At 64.3% G+C, this 17,189-nt stretch carries 14 protein-coding genes; 9 read left to right on the top strand and 5 right to left on the bottom strand.

From position 1 onward, the window contains the following. Positions 1–124: 124 nt before the first annotated feature. Positions 125–778, bottom strand: coding sequence for an OmpA family protein (locus AB3X86_RS00390; RefSeq protein WP_176121160.1), 654 nt, complete (start codon positions 776–778; stop codon positions 125–127). Between the two features lie 338 nt (positions 779–1,116). Between AB3X86_RS00390 and apbC the strand changes: the two genes are divergently transcribed. The 5 genes from apbC (at position 1,117) to AB3X86_RS00365 (ending at position 6,747) form a co-directional block, all read left to right on the top strand. Further along, positions 1,117–2,205, top strand: a complete 1,089-nt coding sequence (gene apbC / locus AB3X86_RS00385) for an iron-sulfur cluster carrier protein ApbC (protein ID WP_176379912.1) — start codon at positions 1,117–1,119, stop codon at positions 2,203–2,205. A gap of 130 nt (positions 2,206–2,335) precedes the next feature. Then, complete coding sequence (locus AB3X86_RS00380; RefSeq protein ID WP_368594518.1) at positions 2,336–2,872, top strand: superoxide dismutase family protein; 537 nt, start codon at positions 2,336–2,338, stop codon at positions 2,870–2,872. Positions 2,873–3,052: 180 nt separating this feature from the next. Further along, the gene (gene dcd / locus AB3X86_RS00375; protein WP_176109297.1) at positions 3,053–3,622 is read left to right on the top strand and encodes a dCTP deaminase; all 570 of its coding nucleotides are present in this window, start codon (positions 3,053–3,055) and stop codon (positions 3,620–3,622) included. A gap of 90 nt (positions 3,623–3,712) precedes the next feature. Further along, positions 3,713–5,998, top strand: a complete 2,286-nt coding sequence (locus AB3X86_RS00370) for an arginine/lysine/ornithine decarboxylase (protein WP_176379911.1) — start codon at positions 3,713–3,715, stop codon at positions 5,996–5,998. A gap of 2 nt (positions 5,999–6,000) precedes the next feature. Further along, complete coding sequence (locus AB3X86_RS00365) at positions 6,001–6,747, top strand: lysozyme inhibitor LprI family protein (RefSeq protein ID WP_368594517.1); 747 nt, start codon at positions 6,001–6,003, stop codon at positions 6,745–6,747. A 31-nt stretch (positions 6,748–6,778) separates the two neighbouring features. On the opposite strand, the gene AB3X86_RS00360 is transcribed toward AB3X86_RS00365, so the two are convergent. From AB3X86_RS00360 to zwf, 4 genes are all read right to left on the bottom strand, one after another. Beyond that, entirely contained in the window at positions 6,779–7,705 is a 927-nt protein-coding gene (locus AB3X86_RS00360; RefSeq protein WP_368594516.1) for a bestrophin family protein, read from the bottom strand. Positions 7,706–7,856: 151 nt separating this feature from the next. Next, positions 7,857–9,773 (bottom strand): bifunctional transcriptional regulator/glucokinase, encoded by a 1,917-nt coding sequence (locus tag AB3X86_RS00355; RefSeq protein WP_176121163.1) that lies wholly within the window; start codon positions 9,771–9,773, stop codon positions 7,857–7,859. Next, positions 9,751–10,467, bottom strand: coding sequence for a 6-phosphogluconolactonase (gene pgl / locus AB3X86_RS00350; RefSeq protein WP_368594515.1), 717 nt, complete (start codon positions 10,465–10,467; stop codon positions 9,751–9,753). Before pgl ends, AB3X86_RS00355 begins: the two co-directional genes overlap by 23 nt. A gap of 190 nt (positions 10,468–10,657) precedes the next feature. Next, positions 10,658–12,121, bottom strand: a complete 1,464-nt coding sequence (zwf, locus tag AB3X86_RS00345; RefSeq protein WP_368594514.1) for a glucose-6-phosphate dehydrogenase — start codon at positions 12,119–12,121, stop codon at positions 10,658–10,660. A gap of 597 nt (positions 12,122–12,718) precedes the next feature. On the opposite strand from zwf, the gene AB3X86_RS00340 reads away from it, so the two are divergent. The 4 genes from AB3X86_RS00340 (at position 12,719) to AB3X86_RS00325 (ending at position 17,139) form a co-directional block, all read left to right on the top strand. After that, positions 12,719–13,966 carry an ABC transporter substrate-binding protein gene (locus AB3X86_RS00340; RefSeq protein ID WP_368594513.1) on the top strand — a complete coding sequence of 416 codons (1,248 nt, stop codon included), beginning with the start codon at positions 12,719–12,721 and terminating at the stop codon, positions 13,964–13,966. A 146-nt stretch (positions 13,967–14,112) separates the two neighbouring features. Further along, positions 14,113–15,051, top strand: a complete 939-nt coding sequence (locus tag AB3X86_RS00335; protein WP_176121165.1) for a carbohydrate ABC transporter permease — start codon at positions 14,113–14,115, stop codon at positions 15,049–15,051. Then, complete coding sequence (locus AB3X86_RS00330; protein ID WP_368594512.1) at positions 15,041–15,898, top strand: carbohydrate ABC transporter permease; 858 nt, start codon at positions 15,041–15,043, stop codon at positions 15,896–15,898. Before AB3X86_RS00335 ends, AB3X86_RS00330 begins: the two co-directional genes overlap by 11 nt. 125 nt (positions 15,899–16,023) lie before the next feature. Further along, positions 16,024–17,139 (top strand): ABC transporter ATP-binding protein, encoded by a 1,116-nt coding sequence (locus tag AB3X86_RS00325; RefSeq protein WP_368594511.1) that lies wholly within the window; start codon positions 16,024–16,026, stop codon positions 17,137–17,139. The last annotated feature ends 50 nt before the right edge of the window (positions 17,140–17,189 follow it).

The following is a 17,189-nucleotide window of genomic DNA, read 5'->3' as shown; positions in this document are numbered from 1 at the left end:
GTTCGAAATTTTTTTTCGATTTGCGGACAAACAGGTCCGGCGGCTCGTTCCGCCCGCCAGCCGGGCTCGTGTGGCCGCAACACCCGGCCGGCCCGGCGGCGCTTTCTCTCCTTTTGACTTGCCCTTATTGCGTCGCGTGCTGGGCGGTGGCCCGGAGGTAGATCTCGACGCGACGGTTCGCCGCACGACCGGCTTCGGTGTTGTTGTCGGCGATCGGCTGGTTCGGGCCCATGCCGGTGGCCGACAGGCGCTGCGGCGCGATACCGCGTTGCGTCAGATAGCCGGTCACGCTCTGTGCGCGGTTGACCGACAGCGTCTGGTTGTATTGCAGCGAGCCGGTGTTGTCCGTATGGCCGACGACCGATGCAACGACTTCCGGATTCTGCTGCAGCGTCTGCGCGAGCTGGTCGAGTACCGGCGCGAACGTCGGCTTGATCGCGTAGCTGCTGGTGTCGAAGGTGACCGAACTCGGGATGTTCAGCTTCAGCGAGCCGTCCGGCTGCTCGGTGATCTGCGTGCCGGTGCCCTTGGTCGCGCCCGACATGCGGTTGCGGATGTTGTCCCAGTTGTAGCCGGTGATGCCGCCCACCGCCGCGCCGGTGGCCGCGCCGATCGCCGCGCCCTTGCCGCCGCCGAAGATTGCGCCGAGCGCGGCGCCGGCACCGGCGCCCACGCCCGTGCCGACTGCTGTGTTGGTGCCCTGTTGGGTCGCGCAGCCTGCCACAAGTGAGCCTGCCACGGCGAATACGGCCACGCGAGTCATGATTCTTGCATTCATCTTGGTTTCCTTTCGGGTGCGAATAAACCAGCGGGTAGCGGTCAGTCTATGCAGCGAACATTACGGCAACGCAGCGACCACTCAGAAAGTTCAGGAACGGTTTCTGCGCCTTGCTTCGCGCGGCCCGACAGCGAAGCAGGGTCTTCGGGCACCGCCTGCCGTCAGACACTACAATATGCCTGAACAAGCAGCGGTGCGACCCTACGGCTTCCCGCGTGCCCCGAAGGGTGCCCGGCACGTAACATTTTCGCAATGCCGCATAACAATTTCTTGCAAATTCCGCCGCGTGCGCGATTCGTCCATCTCGCCACGCCGCACCTCTTCCCCACGGAGTATCAATGAGTATCGATCGGGCTTTGGTCGACGCCGCTGTCGCGGCCGTCACTGACCCCAACACGGGCGCGCCGTACGCGGCCGCGAAGAGCATCCGCAGCGTGGTTGTGGAGGGCGACGCGGTCAGCCTTCAGGTGACGCTCGGCTATCCGGCGAAAAGCCAGTTCGACGCGATCCGCCAGCAGTTCGCCGACGCGCTGCGCGCGGTGCCCGGCGTCGCGCACGTGCGCGTCGAGGTTTCGCAGCAGATCGCCGCGCACACGGTGCAGCGCGGCGTGAAGCTGCTGCCCGGCGTGAAGAACATCGTCGCGGTTGCGTCGGGCAAGGGCGGCGTGGGCAAGAGCACGACCGCCGTGAATCTCGCGCTCGCGCTGGCGAGCGAGGGCGCGTCGGTCGGCATTCTCGACGCCGACATCTACGGCCCGTCGCTGCCCACCATGCTCGGCATCGAGGGCCGCCCCGAATCGCCCGACGACAAATCGATGAACCCGATGACGGGCCACGGCGTGCAGGCCAACTCGATAGGCTTCCTGATCGAGGCGGACAACCCGATGGTATGGCGCGGCCCGATGGCGACCTCGGCGCTCGAACAGCTGCTGCGCCAGACCAACTGGCACGAACTCGACTACCTGATCGTCGACATGCCGCCCGGCACCGGCGACATCCAGCTGACGCTCGCGCAGCGCGTGCCGGTCACGGGCGCCGTAATCGTCACGACGCCGCAGGACATCGCGCTGCTCGACGCGAAGAAGGGCCTCAAGATGTTCGAAAAGGTCGGCATCCCGATCCTCGGCATCGTCGAGAACATGGGTCTGCACATCTGCTCGAACTGCGGCCACGAGGAGCACATCTTCGGCGCCGGTGGCGCCGAGCGCATGAGCAAGGAGTATGGCGTCGACGTGCTCGGCAGCCTGCCGCTCGACATCACGATCCGCGAACAGGCCGACTCGGGCCATCCGACGGTCGCCGCGGACCCGAACGGGCGCATCGCGGAGATCTATCGCTCGATCGCGCGCAAGGTCGCGGTGCATATCGCCGAACGCGCGCGCGACATGAGCTCGAAGTTTCCGAACATCGTCGTGCAGAACACCTGAGCGGCCGTTCGGGCAAGGGATTAGGGGCGATCTCGATCCCTATTTTCACCAGCTCTCGCGGTATCATGTCGACTTCACGAGTTCGGCTCGGCGGCCGCAGGGGCGGCCGCCAGGCCGACAAGAGGATCGCATGGGAAAACGAATCGACGGGCACGCGGTACATGCGTTCATCATTCTGACTGCCGGCTGTGTGCTGTTGAGCGGCTGTGGCGTCTTCCTGAGACCACAGGAAAAGCGCGCCGACGCGCAATTGCTGCCCACCGTGGGCAATCAGGCCCACGGCCTCGTGACCTTCATCGAGCGCTCGGACGGCGTCCAGGTCACCTACAATCTCACTGGCTTGCCGCCCAATAGCGACCACGCGCTGCAGGTGCACGAGCGCGGCGACTGCAACGCCGCCGACGGCTCCAGCGCCGGTCCGGTATTTTCACCGGCGGCCGAACGGCTCAAGGCCGGCGCGCGCGTCGAGGGCGATCTCGGCAATATCCATGCGGACGCGAACGGCGTGGCCACCGGCTTCATCGTCGCGCCGGACGTGTCGCTCGACGGCATCCGCTCGGTGCTGCAGCGCGCGGTTTTGCTGCACCGCGACGCGACCGATCCCTACGCGTACCCTCAGCATGGCGCTGGCACGGCCATCGCCTGCGGCGTGATTCGCCAGCAGTGAACGGCGAGCGCGCTTTCGCCGCCAGGCCACCGCTCGGTGGCGCACATGACGCCATCGGCGGCAGCGATTCCGTGATCGCGTAAAATAAGCGGCCTTCGCCGGCTGAGCGCCGCAGCGCCGCCGGCAGTTTTCATCTATCTTTTCGTCACACCTGACATTCACGTCAAGCAGCGTTCACCTATGACCATCAAATCTGACAAGTGGATCCGGCGCATGGCCGAGTCGCACAAGATGATCGAGCCGTTTGCGCCCGATCAGGTTCGCGTCTCCAAAGACGGCCGGAAGATTGTCAGCTACGGCACCTCGAGCTACGGCTACGACATTCGCTGCGCCGACGAATTCAAGATCTTCACCAACATCAACTCGACGATCGTCGATCCGAAGAACTTCGACGAGAAATCTTTCGTCGATTTCAAGGGCGACGTCTGCATCATCCCGCCGAACTCGTTCGCGCTCGCGCGCACGGTCGAGTACTTCCGCATTCCGCGCAGCGTGCTGACCGTGTGCCTCGGCAAATCGACGTATGCGCGCTGCGGGATCATCGTCAACGTGACGCCGTTCGAGCCGGAATGGGAAGGGCACGTCACGCTCGAGTTCTCGAATACGACACCTTTGCCTGCGAAAATCTACGCGAACGAAGGCGTCGCCCAGGTGCTGTTTTTCGAAAGCGACGAGATTTGTGAAACCTCGTACGCGGATCGCGGCGGCAAGTATCAAGGTCAGCACGGCGTCACGTTGCCGAAGACCTGACGTCGGCAGCGTCTGAACCCACCAGTTATTCGGGTGACCGCTGCGCTTTCTACGTAACGCAGCGGTCGTTTTCTTTTTGGAGAATCGCCCATGAAGTTCCGTTTCCCCGTCGTCATCATCGACGAAGATTTCCGCTCGGAGAACATCTCGGGTTCCGGCATCCGGGCTTTGGCCGAAGCCATCGAGAAAGAAGGCGCGGAAGTGCTCGGGTTGACGAGCTACGGCGATCTGACCTCGTTCGCGCAGCAGTCGAGCCGCGCGTCGTGCTTCATCCTCTCGATCGACGACGACGAACTGCTGCCGTACGTCGACAACGTGGTCGTCGAAGGCGAGACACCCGAGCTCGCGGCCGCGATCGTCGCGCTGCGCGCGTTCGTGACCGAAGTGCGCCGCCGCAATGCCGATATCCCGATCTTCCTGTACGGCGAGACGCGCACCTCGCGCCATCTGCCGAACGACATCCTGCGCGAACTGCACGGCTTCATCCACATGTTCGAGGACACGCCGGAGTTCGTCGCACGCCATATCATCCGCGAGGCGAAGGTGTACCTGGATTCGCTCGCGCCGCCGTTCTTCAAGGAACTGGTGCAGTACGCGGAAGAGGGTTCGTACTCGTGGCATTGCCCGGGCCACTCGGGCGGCGTCGCGTTCCTGAAAAGCCCGCTCGGCCAGATGTTCCATCAGTTCTTCGGCGAGAACATGCTGCGCGCCGACGTCTGCAACGCGGTCGACGAACTCGGCCAGCTGCTCGACCACACCGGTCCGGTCGCGGCCTCGGAGCGCAACGCCGCGCGCATCTTCAGCGCCGACCACGTGTTCTTCGTGACCAACGGCACCTCCACCTCGAACAAGATCGTCTGGCACGGCACGGTCGCGCCCGGTGACATCGTGCTGGTCGACCGCAACTGCCACAAGTCGATCCTGCACGCGATCACGATGACCGGCGCGATTCCGGTGTTCCTGACGCCGACCCGCAACAACTTCGGCATCATCGGCCCGATCCCGCGCAGTGAGTTCGAACCGGAGAACATCCGCAAGAAGATCGAGGCGAATCCGTTCGCGCGCGAAGCGCTCGCGAAGAACCCGAACCTGAAGCCGCGCATCCTGACGATCACGCAAAGCACGTACGACGGCGTGGTCTACAACGTCGAGATGATCAAGGAGATGTTGGGCGAATGGCTCGACACGCTGCACTTCGACGAAGCGTGGCTGCCGCACGCGGAATTCCACGAGTTCTATCAGGACATGCACGCGATCGGCGCGGGCCGTCCGCGCATCGGCGCGATGGTGTACGCGACGCACTCCACGCACAAGCTGCTCGCCGGCATCTCGCAGGCGTCGCAGATCGTCGTGCAGGATTCGAAGAACAGCCGCTTCGACAAGCATCGCTTCAACGAGGCGTATCTGATGCATACGTCGACGAGTCCGCAGTACGCGATCATCGCGTCGTGCGACGTCGCCGCGGCGATGATGGAAGCGCCGGGCGGCACCGCGCTCGTGGAGGAATCGATCGCCGAAGCGCTCGACTTCCGCCGCGCGATGACCAAGGTCGACACCGAATACGGCGACGACTGGTTCTTCAAGGTGTGGGGCCCGGACCAGTTCGCCGAGGAAGGCATCGGCTCGCGCGAAGACTGGATGCTGCGTCCGGACGACGCGTGGCACGGCTTCGGCCCGCTCGCCGAAGGCTTCAACATGCTCGACCCGATCAAGGCGACGATCGTCACGCCGGGTCTCAACATGGACGGCGGCTTCGACGACAACGGCATTCCGGCGGCGATCGTCACGAAGTACCTGGCCGAGCACGGCATCATCGTCGAGAAAACGGGCCTGTACTCGTTCTTCATCATGTTCACGATCGGCATCACGAAGGGCCGCTGGAACTCGATGGTGACCGAGCTGCAGCAGTTCAAGGACGACTACGACACCAACCAGCCGCTGTGGCGCGTGCTGCCCGAGTTCGTCGCGCATCATCCGATGTACGAGCGTGTCGGCCTGCGCGATTTGTGCCAGCAGATCCACAGCGTGTATCGCGCGAACGATATCGCCCGTCTGACGACCGAGATGTACCTGTCGAGCATGGAGCCGGCGATGAAGCCGTCCGACGCATTCGCGAAGCTCGCGCACCGCGAGATCGACCGGGTACCGATCGACGAACTCGAAGGCCGCGTCACGTCGATCTTGTTGACGCCGTATCCGCCGGGCATCCCGCTGCTGATTCCGGGCGAGCGCTTCAACAAGACCATCGTCAACTATCTGCGTTTCGCGCGCGAGTTCAACGAGCGCTTCCCGGGCTTCCATACGGATATCCACGGGCTCGTCGGCGAAATGGTCAACGGGCGCATCGAATATTTCGTCGATTGCGTGCGCATGTGACGATGGCGTGGGTGAAGTTGCTGACGGGCCTGCCCGCTATCGGGCCTTGGCGGCGCCGGGCCGGCGTGCTGAGCTTCGCGCTCACGGCCGGTACGCTGGTGCTCGTCGCCATCGCTAGCCCGGCGGCGCATGCCGAGGTGGCCGCCGCCGATCCGATCGATGCCGCGATGCGCACGTGTCTAGCGCGCGCCGACATGTCGACGACGATCGGGCAGGTGCAGTGCATGGACAATGCGCGCATCGGCTGGATGGCCGCGGTCGATAGCGCGTACCAGCAGTTGCTCGCGAAGGTGCCGCCCGCGCGGCGCAGGCTATGGGAAAAGAGCCAGTCGAGCTGGCTCGCGTCGCGCGATGCCGAGAAGCAACTGCTCGCCGCGGTGTTCGCAACGACCCAGGGCTCGATGTACGTGCTTTCCGAAGCCGACATGCAACTGCAGCCAGTGCGCGACCGCGCGCTCGTGCTGCGCAGCGCGCTCGCCGATGCGAGCGGTCCGGCGCCGCGCCGGCCGCGCTCGTGCAACGCCGATGCGCGTTGCGAACACGCGATGTTCGATCTGAACCGCTACTACCGTGTGCTCGAAGCGAAGATGCCAGCGAAGTCGCGGCCGACGCTGGTGCACGCGCAACGCGCGTGGAATGCGTATCTGACGGCATCGACGCCGCTCGTCGACGAGCGCGGACGTATCGACATCATCGGCGCGCGCGTCGCGACGATCAAACGGCTCTCCGAAACGGCCGGCAACCACTGACGGCCGCCGAGCGGCGCGGCCCGCCGCAGATTCAATCCCATTGAACCCCGTCTGCGCGCGGCTGCGGCGCCGCGAGCGCCGGCTCGCCGCGCAGATCGCGCATCGCATCCTCGATGATCGCGGACATCGTGTTGAGCGCGAGGTCGTTGTCGTCGGTGCCGAACGGTTCTTCGAGCTGCGACGCGATCGCTTCGTGCGCCATGAACGTGTACGCGACGAACACCGCGAACACCGGCGTAAAAATACCGATGCTGTTGACGAGCCCGAACGGCAGCGACGCGCAGAAGAAGTACACGGTGCGGTGGATCATCACCGAATACGCGAACGGCAACGGCGTCGAAGCGATGCGCTCGCAGCCGCCGATCACGTCCGATAGTCCGTTCAGATTGCGGTCGAACGCGAGCGCCGTGATCGGATCGAGAGTGCCCGCGCGCGCCGCGCGCTGCACCCATTCGCCGAGGCACAGCATCAGCGTGGCCGGCTTGTAGCGTGATCCCATCACACGTTCGAGCAGTGCGCCGGGCAGCCGCGCGGCAAGGTCGTCGCGCGGTTCGGTCTTGCGCAACTGGTGACGCAGCGCGTGCGGGAGCGCGCTAAGAATCGCCAGGAACGCGGCGGCTTCTTCTTTGGGCAACTCGCGCTGCGGCAACGTCAGCGCCTGGCGCGTCAGCGAGCGCGACTCGTTGAGCAATTGCCCCCACAGCTTGCGCGCTTCCCACCAGCGGTCGTAGCTCGCGTTGTTGCGAAAGGCGAGAAACACCGCGAGCGCGATGCCGACCAGCGAGAACGGCGCGATCGAGTTCAGGTTCAGGCTGATGGGCAGCAGATGATCGTGCGCGGCGAGCGCAATGATCGAGATGATAAAGATCAGGAATAGCCGCGGCAGCAACTGCGGCAGCACCGAGCCGCGCCACGCGAGCAGCATGCGGAACCAGTGGAGATGCGGGCGAATGATCATGGACGCGCGGTTCGTCTGAAGCGATAGAGCGCTTATTATCGATCGCTTTTCGTGTCCCCCGAACAGAAAAACCCGCGGCGTGCGCATCGGAGACGATGCACGCGCCGCGGGTTCGTCCACCGCAAGCGAAGCGGACAGCGCTAAGTCAGCCTCAGTCGCGCGCCGACGAAGCCGCGCCGTGACTCAGCCAGTCGAGTACGGCCGTCGCGTCGTCGTCGGCGCCTTCGCGCGCTTTCTCGACGGTCTCGGCCACTTCATCGCTCGGCACCGCGCGGCGAATCGCCACGCCGACCGCCAGAATGTCGATCATCACGAGGTGCAGGATGCGCGAGATCATCGACAGTTGCGACTCGCGAATCTCGATGTGATCGGTTTCCAGCGCGACGGTCGCGCGCTTCGCGAGCGGCGTGTTGCTCGAGGTGATCGCGATCACCTGCGCGCCGGCCTGCATTGCGACGTCGAGCACGCGCAGCAGCTCGGGCGCGCGCCCGGACTTCGACACCGCGACGATCACGTCGCCCTTGCCGAGCAGCGCGGCCGAGGCCGCCTGCATGTACAGATCGCCGTATGCGATGGTCGGAATACCGAAACGGAAGAACTTGTAGTGCGCATCTTGCGCGACGATGTTCGAGTTGCCGAGCCCGTAGAACTCGATGCGCCGCGCGCCGTTCAGCAGGTCGATCGCGCGTTCCACGTGCTCGAAGTTCAGATGCTCGCGCAACTGCAGGATCGCCGACACGGTATTGTCGAGCACCTTCGCGCCGAAGTCGGTCGCGGTGTCGCCGAGATGCACCTGGCTGTGGCTGACCGGAATCGTGCCGGTCAAACCAGTCGCGAGCTTCAGCTTGAAATCGGACAGCCCCTGGCAGCCGAGCGAGCGGCAGAAGCGGATCACGGTCGGCTGACTGACGTCGGCTTTGCGCGCGATGTCGACGATCGGATCGTTGATGATCGAACGCGGATGGTTCAGCGCGAGGTCGGCGACGCGGCGCTCGGCCGGCGTCAGCGCGTCGCGCATCTGGCGAATCCGCTCGAACACCGCCGACGAGCTGCCGCCCGCGCGGTTCGACAACTGCTCCGCGAGAATCGCCGATACGCCGAGGAACGCCGGGTATTCGGCGGTGATCACGTAGGTCGGCACGTTCTGCAGATACGCCTCGAAGCGGCCCTTCGCCTCGAAGCGCTGGCGGAACGACGAACGCGCGAACAACTCGCCGAGACGCGGCACGACACCGCCGCCGATATAGATGCCGCCGAGCGCGCCGAGCGTCACCGCGATATTGCCGGCGAAGGTGCCGAGGATGCCGCAGAATACGTCGACCGATTCGGCCGCGAGCGGCTCGCCTTCGTGCGCGCGCTTGACCACATCGGCCGGATTGACGCTGGCCGGCACGCGTTTCTTGTCGCGGCCCGCGAGCGCGCGATAGATCACCTCGAGGCCCGGACCCGCGGCCACCCGTTCGAACGACACGTGCGACCACTTCTTGCGCGCGTAGTGCAGCACGATCTCTTCGCGTTCGTCGGCGGGCGCGAAGGTGGCGTGGCCGCCTTCGCTGCCGAGCGCGATCCAGCGATCGTCGGCGGGGATCAGGCCCGACACGCCCATGCCGGTGCCGGGGCCGAGCAGGCCGATCACGCTGTTGGGCCGGCGCTGGCCGCCGCCCACCTGCACGCGCTGGGTGTCGGTGAGGCCGGGCAGCGCCATCGCGAGCGCGGTGAAGTCGTTGACGACGAGCAGCGTGTCGAAGCCGAGCGTGCGGCGCGTCGCTTCGATCGAAAAGGTCCAGTCGTGATTGGTCATGCTGACCTGGTCGCCGTCGACCGGGTTCGCAATCGCGATCGCCGCGTGATTGACGCGGCCGATCTTCGTGTCCTTCAGATACGTCTTGATGACGTCGGCGACGCTCGGATACTCGGCGCAAGGATAGACCTGCACCGAACCGATTTCGCCGGGGCCCGTCTCGAGCGCGAAACGCGCATTGGTACCGCCGATGTCGGCCAGCAGCCTCGGTCCATCGGCGTGCTGGGCCGCGCCCGGCACAGCTTTAGTTTGCACACCAGTAGACATCGAGTCTCACTCCCTTGTCGTTTGCCAGTTGCGAGATGGCATTTTTTTGTAGCGCAGCGGATGCGGCGTTGAGCACGTCCATCTTGCGCGGTCCTGCAATCAGCAGAAACAGATGCTTGACGTCCTTCAGCGCGGACAGCGACCAGCTCACGCGCGCGTGCGGCGCCGCGCGCGGATGCACCGCGACGAAACGCTCGGTCGTGGTGATCGCGTGATCCCATTCGGGCGCATCGGCGAAGATCGACGCGGTGTGGCCGTCTTCGCCCATGCCCAGCACCGCGACGTCGGGTGCCGTGGCGAAGCGCGCGTCCGCGTTCAGCGCGGCAACGCGCGAGTGCAGATCCTGGCTGGTGTCGACGAGCGGCCAGAAGGTCGCGTGTTGCGCGGCGTTCTGCAGCAACGTGGCGCGCACGAGTTGCGCATTGCTCGCGCCATCGGTCTCCGGCACCCAGCGGTCGTCGACCAGCGTGATCGCGATGCGGGGCCAGTCGAACGTCTGCGTCGACAACGTTTGCAGAAACGGACGCGGGCTGCTGCCGCCAGACACGGCCAGCATGGCCGGGCGCGCGAGCGGGGTTGACGTCCCCGTGCCGGCCGCCTGTGCGGCAAGCGACGCATGTAATGCGTCGCCCACCGCTTTCGCCAGCGCGTCGGATTGGGCGCGCTGGTCGTCGAAAGCGTGAAGCTCGATCACTTCTCCTCCGTGCTGCATTTTTGTTAGGTCTGCGGAATCAGCCTGACTGCTCTCGCGCGATGCCTGCACAACCGGATGGCTTGCAGACACCTACGCGATACCGGCGCGACTCCGTTCAGTTCGTCGGTGGTGTTGCCGACGCCGCGCTGGGTGTTTATCGCGCGCGGCGTCGTACGTCAGTTCATCAAAATCAATTCTCTTCTTCGAGCCAGCAGGTGCCGTGCTGGGCGAGCATCGCGCTCGCCGCGGCCGGTCCCCACGTGCCCGCCGCGTACGGCTTGGGCGGCTTGGTCGAGGCTTTCCATTCGTTCAGGATCGGCTCGACCCAGCGCCATGCGGCTTCCTGTTCGTCGCGCCGCACGAATAGCGCGAGGCGCCCATGAATCACGTCGAGCAGCAGCCGCTGATACGCCTCCATCTGGCCTTCGCGGAAGAACCGGTCGAACGCGAGATCGAGGTACACGCTCGCGAGGTTCATACCCTCGCCGGGCTGCTTCGCGAGACAGTACAGACGAATCGTCTCGTTCGGCTGCAGACGGATCACGAGGCGGTTCGCGCCCGCGCGCAGCGCCGACGCGCCAAGCGCCGAATGCGGCACCGCACGGAAATTCACGACGATCTCAGCGACGCGATCGGCGAGCCGCTTGCCGGTACGCAGGAAAAACGGCACGCCGGCCCAGCGCCAGTTCTCGATCTCGACCTTCAGCGCGACGAAGGTTTCGGTCGAGCTGTCCGGTTTCACGCCGTGCTCGGTCGCGTAGGCCGGCACCGTGTTGCCGCGGATCACGCCCGAATGATACTGGCCGCGCACCGCGACCTTGCCGATTTCCTGCGAATCGACCGGTTTTAGCGCGCGCAGCACGCGCAGCTTCTCGTCGCGAACCGAGTCGGAGTCCATCGAGTGGGGCGGCTCCATCGCGACGATCGACAGCAGCTGCAGCAGGTGGTTCTGCACCATGTCGCGCAGCGCGCCGGTATTGTCGTAGAAATCGCCACGCGCTTCGACGCCGAGTTCCTCGGCGATCGTGATCTGGATGCTCTCGACCCATTCGCGGCGCCACAGCGGCTCGAACAGCGCATTGCCGAAGCGCAGCGCGAGCAGGTTCTGCACCGGCTCCTTGCCGAGGTAATGATCGATCCGGTAGATCTGCTCTTCCGCGAAGATTTCGCCGACCGCGTCATTGATCGCATTCGACGACTTCAGATCGTAGCCGAGCGGCTTCTCGAGCACGATGCGCGCGTTGTGGTTCAGACCCACCGCGGCGAGCGCATGGCAGATCGGCACGAACAGCGACGGACCGGTCGCCAGATAGAACACGCGGATGCCGGGCATATCCTGGATCGCGTCGCGCAGTTGCGCGAAGTCATCCGGATTGCCGAGATCGATCTTCACGAACTCGATGCGCGCGAGGAAGCTCGTCCACGCGGCTTCGTCGAGGCCGTTTTTCGACACGTGCGGCTTGACGTGCCCGTCGACCCACTGCAGGTACTCGCCGCGATCCGCGATGTGCCGCGCGACCGCGACGATCTTGCCGTTGTCGGCGAGCATGCCCCCCGCGCGGTGCGCCTCGAACAGCGCGGGCAGGATCTTGCGCATCGACAGGTCGCCGGTGCCGCCGAAGAGAACGAAGGTGAAGCTTGAGTCGGTATGCATGAGTCTCCGTCGATGTCCTGAAGGGCCGCCGCGCTGATCGGACACTGCACGTGCAGCGACCTGGAAGAGCGACCGTAGTCCAATAAAATATTTTTTGACACTGAATTGTAGTTTAACTACAATCCAAATCAAGAGGTAGCGTTAATTCGAAGAAAAAAGCGTGCGCTGTGCACACGAATTGCACGCTTTTTGCGAATCGGCGGGCGTCCCCGGCATGCTAACGGACAATGGGGCAACGCTTTCCGGTACGCGCCAGCAGGGTGCCGGCGGACCTTACGGAAGGCCGGGGAGTCGACGGGCTTGCGGGTCGTTTCCGTGGCCGACGTCAGGCTGGCGTCGGATTGGTATATGAGGTACCTCGAGTCTGCCGCGCGATGCGGGCAGGCAAAAATCAAAAGAGGAGACAGTCAGTTGCATCCCGAACCACTCACCTCTTGAGCGTCTAGCGGCCGGACATCGGTCCGCCGGCACATGCCCTCGCGCATGCGCCCGACCGTGCTCGATCGCCCAGTTTTTGCCTGTTTGAACCAACCACAGCACCCTGGCGACATCAGGGGCCATTCGTTTTTTTGTTCAGGTGTCTGGAGGAGATAAGCAATGAAATTTCGCGCGATCATGGGCGCTCTGTGCGCTGCGGGTCTGATGTGTGGCGTGTCGGCCGTGCAGGCCGCCGAGTCGATCGAAGTGCTGCACTGGTGGACTTCGGGCGGCGAATCCAAGGCCGTCGGCGTCCTCAAGGACGACATGACGAAGCAGGGCTACACGTGGAAGGACTTCGCGGTCGCAGGCGGCGCTGGCGCGGCTGCGATGACGGCACTGAAGACGCAGGTGATCTCGGGCAACGCGCCGAGCGCCGCGCAGATCAAGGGTCCGCTGATCCAGGACTGGGCTTCGCAGGGCGTGCTGGTGCCGATCGACTCCGTCGCGGGCGACTGGAAGAAGAACCTGCCGCCGCAAGTCGACAAGATCATGCAAGCGGACGGCCACTATGTCGGCGCGCCGTTCTCGGTGCATCGCGTGAACTGGCTGTACATCAACAAGGCAGCGCTGGACAAGGCAGGCGGCAAGGTGCCGACCACGTGGCCCGAGTTCTTCGCGGTGGCCGACAAGATGAAGGCCGCGGGCATCCAGCCGATCGCGATGGGCGGCCAGCCGTGGCAAGACCTGACGCTGTGGGAAGACGTCGTGCTGTCGGAAGGCGCGGACTTCTACAAGAAGGCGCTCGTCGACCTCGACGAGAAGACCCTGACCTCGGAAAAGATGGTTCAGGTGTTCGACACGGTCCGCAAGATCCAGGGCTACTTCGACGCGGGCCGCACGGGCCGTGACTGGAACCTTGCCACGGCGATGGTCATCAACGGCAAGGCCGGCATGCAGTTCATGGGCGACTGGGCGAAGGGCGAGTTCACCAACGCCGGGAAGAAGTCGGGCACGGACTACATCTGCGCGGTGGTGCCGCAAACGGACAAGGCCTACACGTTCAACGTCGACTCGTTCGTGTTCTTCCAGCAGAAGGGCCAGAAGGCCGCGACGCCGGGCCAGCTCTCCCTCGCGAAGACGATCATGTCGCCGGAGTTCCAGGAGCAGTTCAGCCTGTACAAGGGTTCGATCCCGGTGCGTCTCGGCGTGCCGATGGACAAGTTCGACGACTGCGCGAAGAAGTCGTACGCGGATGAGCAGATCGCGATCAAGGCCGGCGGTTATGTGCCGTCGCTCGCTCACGGCATGGCTCAGCCGGATGCCGCGGCAGGCGCGATCTCCGACGTCGTCACGAAGTTCATGAACTCGCAGCAAGATTCGAAGACCGCGGTTCAGGCTCTCGCGAAGGCAGCGAAGACCAAGTAAGCGTAGGTACGAAGCGTTGCGCCCGGCCGCTTGCATCCGAAGCGCCGGGCGCGCCCGGGTTTCATGGAGTCACACCCAGGCCGTCGCGGTCCCGCGCCATTCGCGCACGGGCAGCCCGGCGGTACAGTTTCAGCAGGAGTCGAGTAGTGACTGCTTCCATCAGCGGGAACGGGAAAACGGCCACCGTCGCCCGCCGCACGTCGCCCATGGCGGCCCTTGCCGATCGCTATATTCCGAAGCTGGTGCTCGCACCCAGCGTCGTGATTAGCCTCATCTTCGTGTATGGCTTTATCGCAATTACCGGCTATCTGTCGCTGTCTACTTCGCGACTGATGCCTCGTTGGGAGTTCGCGGGTCTCGACCGCTATCGCGAGCTGTTCCAGAACGACGTGTTCTGGACTTCGGCCGAAAACCTCGGCTGGTTCGGCATTCCGTTCATCGGTATCTGCATCGGTCTAGGTCTGTTGCTCGCGATCCTGCTCGATCAGCAGATCCGCAACGAAGGCGCGCTGCGCGCCGTGTTCCTGTATCCGATGGCGCTGTCGTTCATCGTGACCGGCACCGCGTGGCAATGGATTCTGTCGCCGGGCATCGGCATCGAGAAGGTGTTTCACGACTGGGGCTGGACCAGCTTCGAGTTCAACTGGCTCGGCGACCCGGACCGGGCGATCTTCTGTATCGTGATCGCGGCGGTCTGGCAATCCACCGGCTTCGTGATGGCGCTGTTCCTCGCCGGTTTGCGCGGCGTCGACAGTGAAATCTTCAAGGCCGCGCAGATGGACGGCGCGGGCCTGCCGACCATCTATCGCAAGATCGTGATTCCGAGCATGCGGCCGGTGTTCTTCTCCGTGCTGCTGATTCTTTGCCACATCACCATCAAGACGTTCGACCTGGTGGTCGCGCTGACCGCCGGCGGTCCGGGCACGTCGTCGTCGCTGCCGGCCATCTTCATGTACACGTTTTCGTTCAATCGCGGGCAGCTCGGCGTCGGCGCGGCCTCGTCGATCATGATGCTCGCCACCGTGGTGGCCGTGCTCGTGCCGCTGATGTATCTCGAATCGAGGAGCACCCGCAATGCAACCTAAGATGACGATAAGCCGTGCCGTCATTTACGCGGCCCTGCTTCTGTTCGCGCTGTACTTCCTGTTTCCGCTGTATGTGATGCTGTCGACGTCGTTCAAGGACATCGATCAGCTGCGCACCGGCAACCTGCTGACGCCGCCGACGAGCTGGACCTTCGCGCCGTGGATCAAGGCGTGGAGCGGCGCATGTACGGGCGTGCGCTGCGACGGCATGCAGCCGTTCTTCATGAACTCGGTGCGCATGGTGATTCCGGCCGTGCTGATCTCGTCGATCATCGGCGCGTTCAACGGCTACGTGCTCACGCACTGGCGCTTCCGCGGCGCCGATCCGATCTTCACGATGCTGCTGGTCGGCTGCTTCATCCCGTTCCAGGCGATCCTGCTGCCGATGGCGCGCCTCGAAGGCATCCTCGGCCTGTCGAACACGGTGAGCGGTCTGGTGCTCGTGCACGTGATCTACGGTATCGCGTTCACCACAATGTTCTTCCGCAACTTCTACGTGAGCGTGCCGGCTGAACTCGTGAAGGCGGCGCGTATCGACGGTGCGGGTTTCTTCACGATCTTCACGAAGATTCTGCTGCCGGTGTCGCTGCCGATCTTCATGGTGTGCCTGATCTGGCAATTCACGCAGATCTGGAACGACTTCCTGTTCGGTATCGTGTTCTCCGGCGTCGATTCGATGCCGATCACCGTGGCGCTGAACAATCTCGTGAACACCTCGACCGGCGTGAAGGAATACAACGTGGACATGGCCGGCGCGATCATCGCGGCGCTGCCCACGCTGCTCGTCTACATCATCGCCGGACGTTACTTCGTGCGCGGCCTGACCGCGGGCGCGGTGAAGGGCTAACCAGCTCGACCCCGGGGGCGTGCCCCCGAGAGCGCGGCGGCGCTTCGGCCAATCAGCGTGACTGAACGGGCGCCGCCGTCAGACAGACGTTTTAAGGCAGTACCAGAGACAAGAGGATTCACAGCATGGCAAGCCTTTCCATCCGTGACGTGTACAAGACCTACCCGAACGGGGTGCCGGTTCTGAAGGGTGTCAACATCGACATCGAAGACGGCCAGTTCCTGATTCTGGTCGGCGGCTCGGGCTGCGGTAAGTCGACGCTGCTCAACATGATTGCCGGTCTCGAAACCGTGACCAAGGGCGAGATCCAGATCGACGGCAAGACCGTCAACAACCTGTCGCCGAAAGATCGCGACATCGCGATGGTGTTCCAGTCGTACGCGCTGTATCCGTCGATGACGGTGCGCGACAACATCTCGTTCGGCCTGAACATCCGCAAGGTGCCGAAGCAGGAGCAGACGCAGATCGTCGAGCGCGTGTCTAACACGCTGCAGATCAAGCATCTGCTCGAGCGCAAGCCGGGCCAGCTGTCGGGCGGCCAGCGTCAGCGTGTCGCGATGGGCCGCGCACTTGCGCGTGATCCGGTGATGTTCCTGTTCGACGAGCCGCTGTCGAACCTCGACGCGAAGCTGCGTATCGAAATGCGCTCGGAAATCAAGCTGCTGCATCAGCGCCTTGGCACGACGATCGTCTACGTGACGCACGACCAGATCGAAGCGATGACGCTCGGCGACCGCATCGCGGTGATGAAGGACGGCATCGTGCAGCAGTTCGGCGCGCCGCAGGAAATCTACGACTCGCCGTCGAACCTGTTCGTCGCGGGCTTCATCGGCGCGCCGCCGATGAACTTCATCGAAGGCAAGCTGGTCGAGCAGGGCTCGGGCGTCGGCATCGAACTCGATACGGGCATCGCGCGCAAGGTGCTGGTGCTGCCGTTCGATTCGGCGAAGGTGCGCTCGCACGTCGGCAACAACGTGATTCTCGGTCTGCGTCCGGAGCGCATCACCGATGCGCGCAGCGCGCACGGCGACGACTCGAAGCTGCAGCCGGTCGAAGTGAAGGTCGACGTGATCGAGCCGACCGGTCCGGACACGCTGGTGTTCGCGCAGGTCAACGGCAAGCGCATCGTGAGCCGCGTGCACCCGGCGTCGAACCCGCAACCGGAGAAGAACGCGACGCTGCTGTTCGATACGTCGAAGGCGGTGTTGTTCGATCCCGCGAATGAAGAGCGCATTGCGTAAGCGGTCGCATACGCGCTAGAGACGTCGCTTCAGAAGAGCCCCATGCGTTC

Source organism: Paraburkholderia sp. BR14374 (assembly GCF_040948685.1).
In the GTDB taxonomy this organism is placed as follows: Bacteria; Pseudomonadota; Gammaproteobacteria; order Burkholderiales; family Burkholderiaceae; genus Paraburkholderia; species Paraburkholderia youngii.
This window is presented reverse-complemented; position numbering and strand designations above follow the sequence as displayed.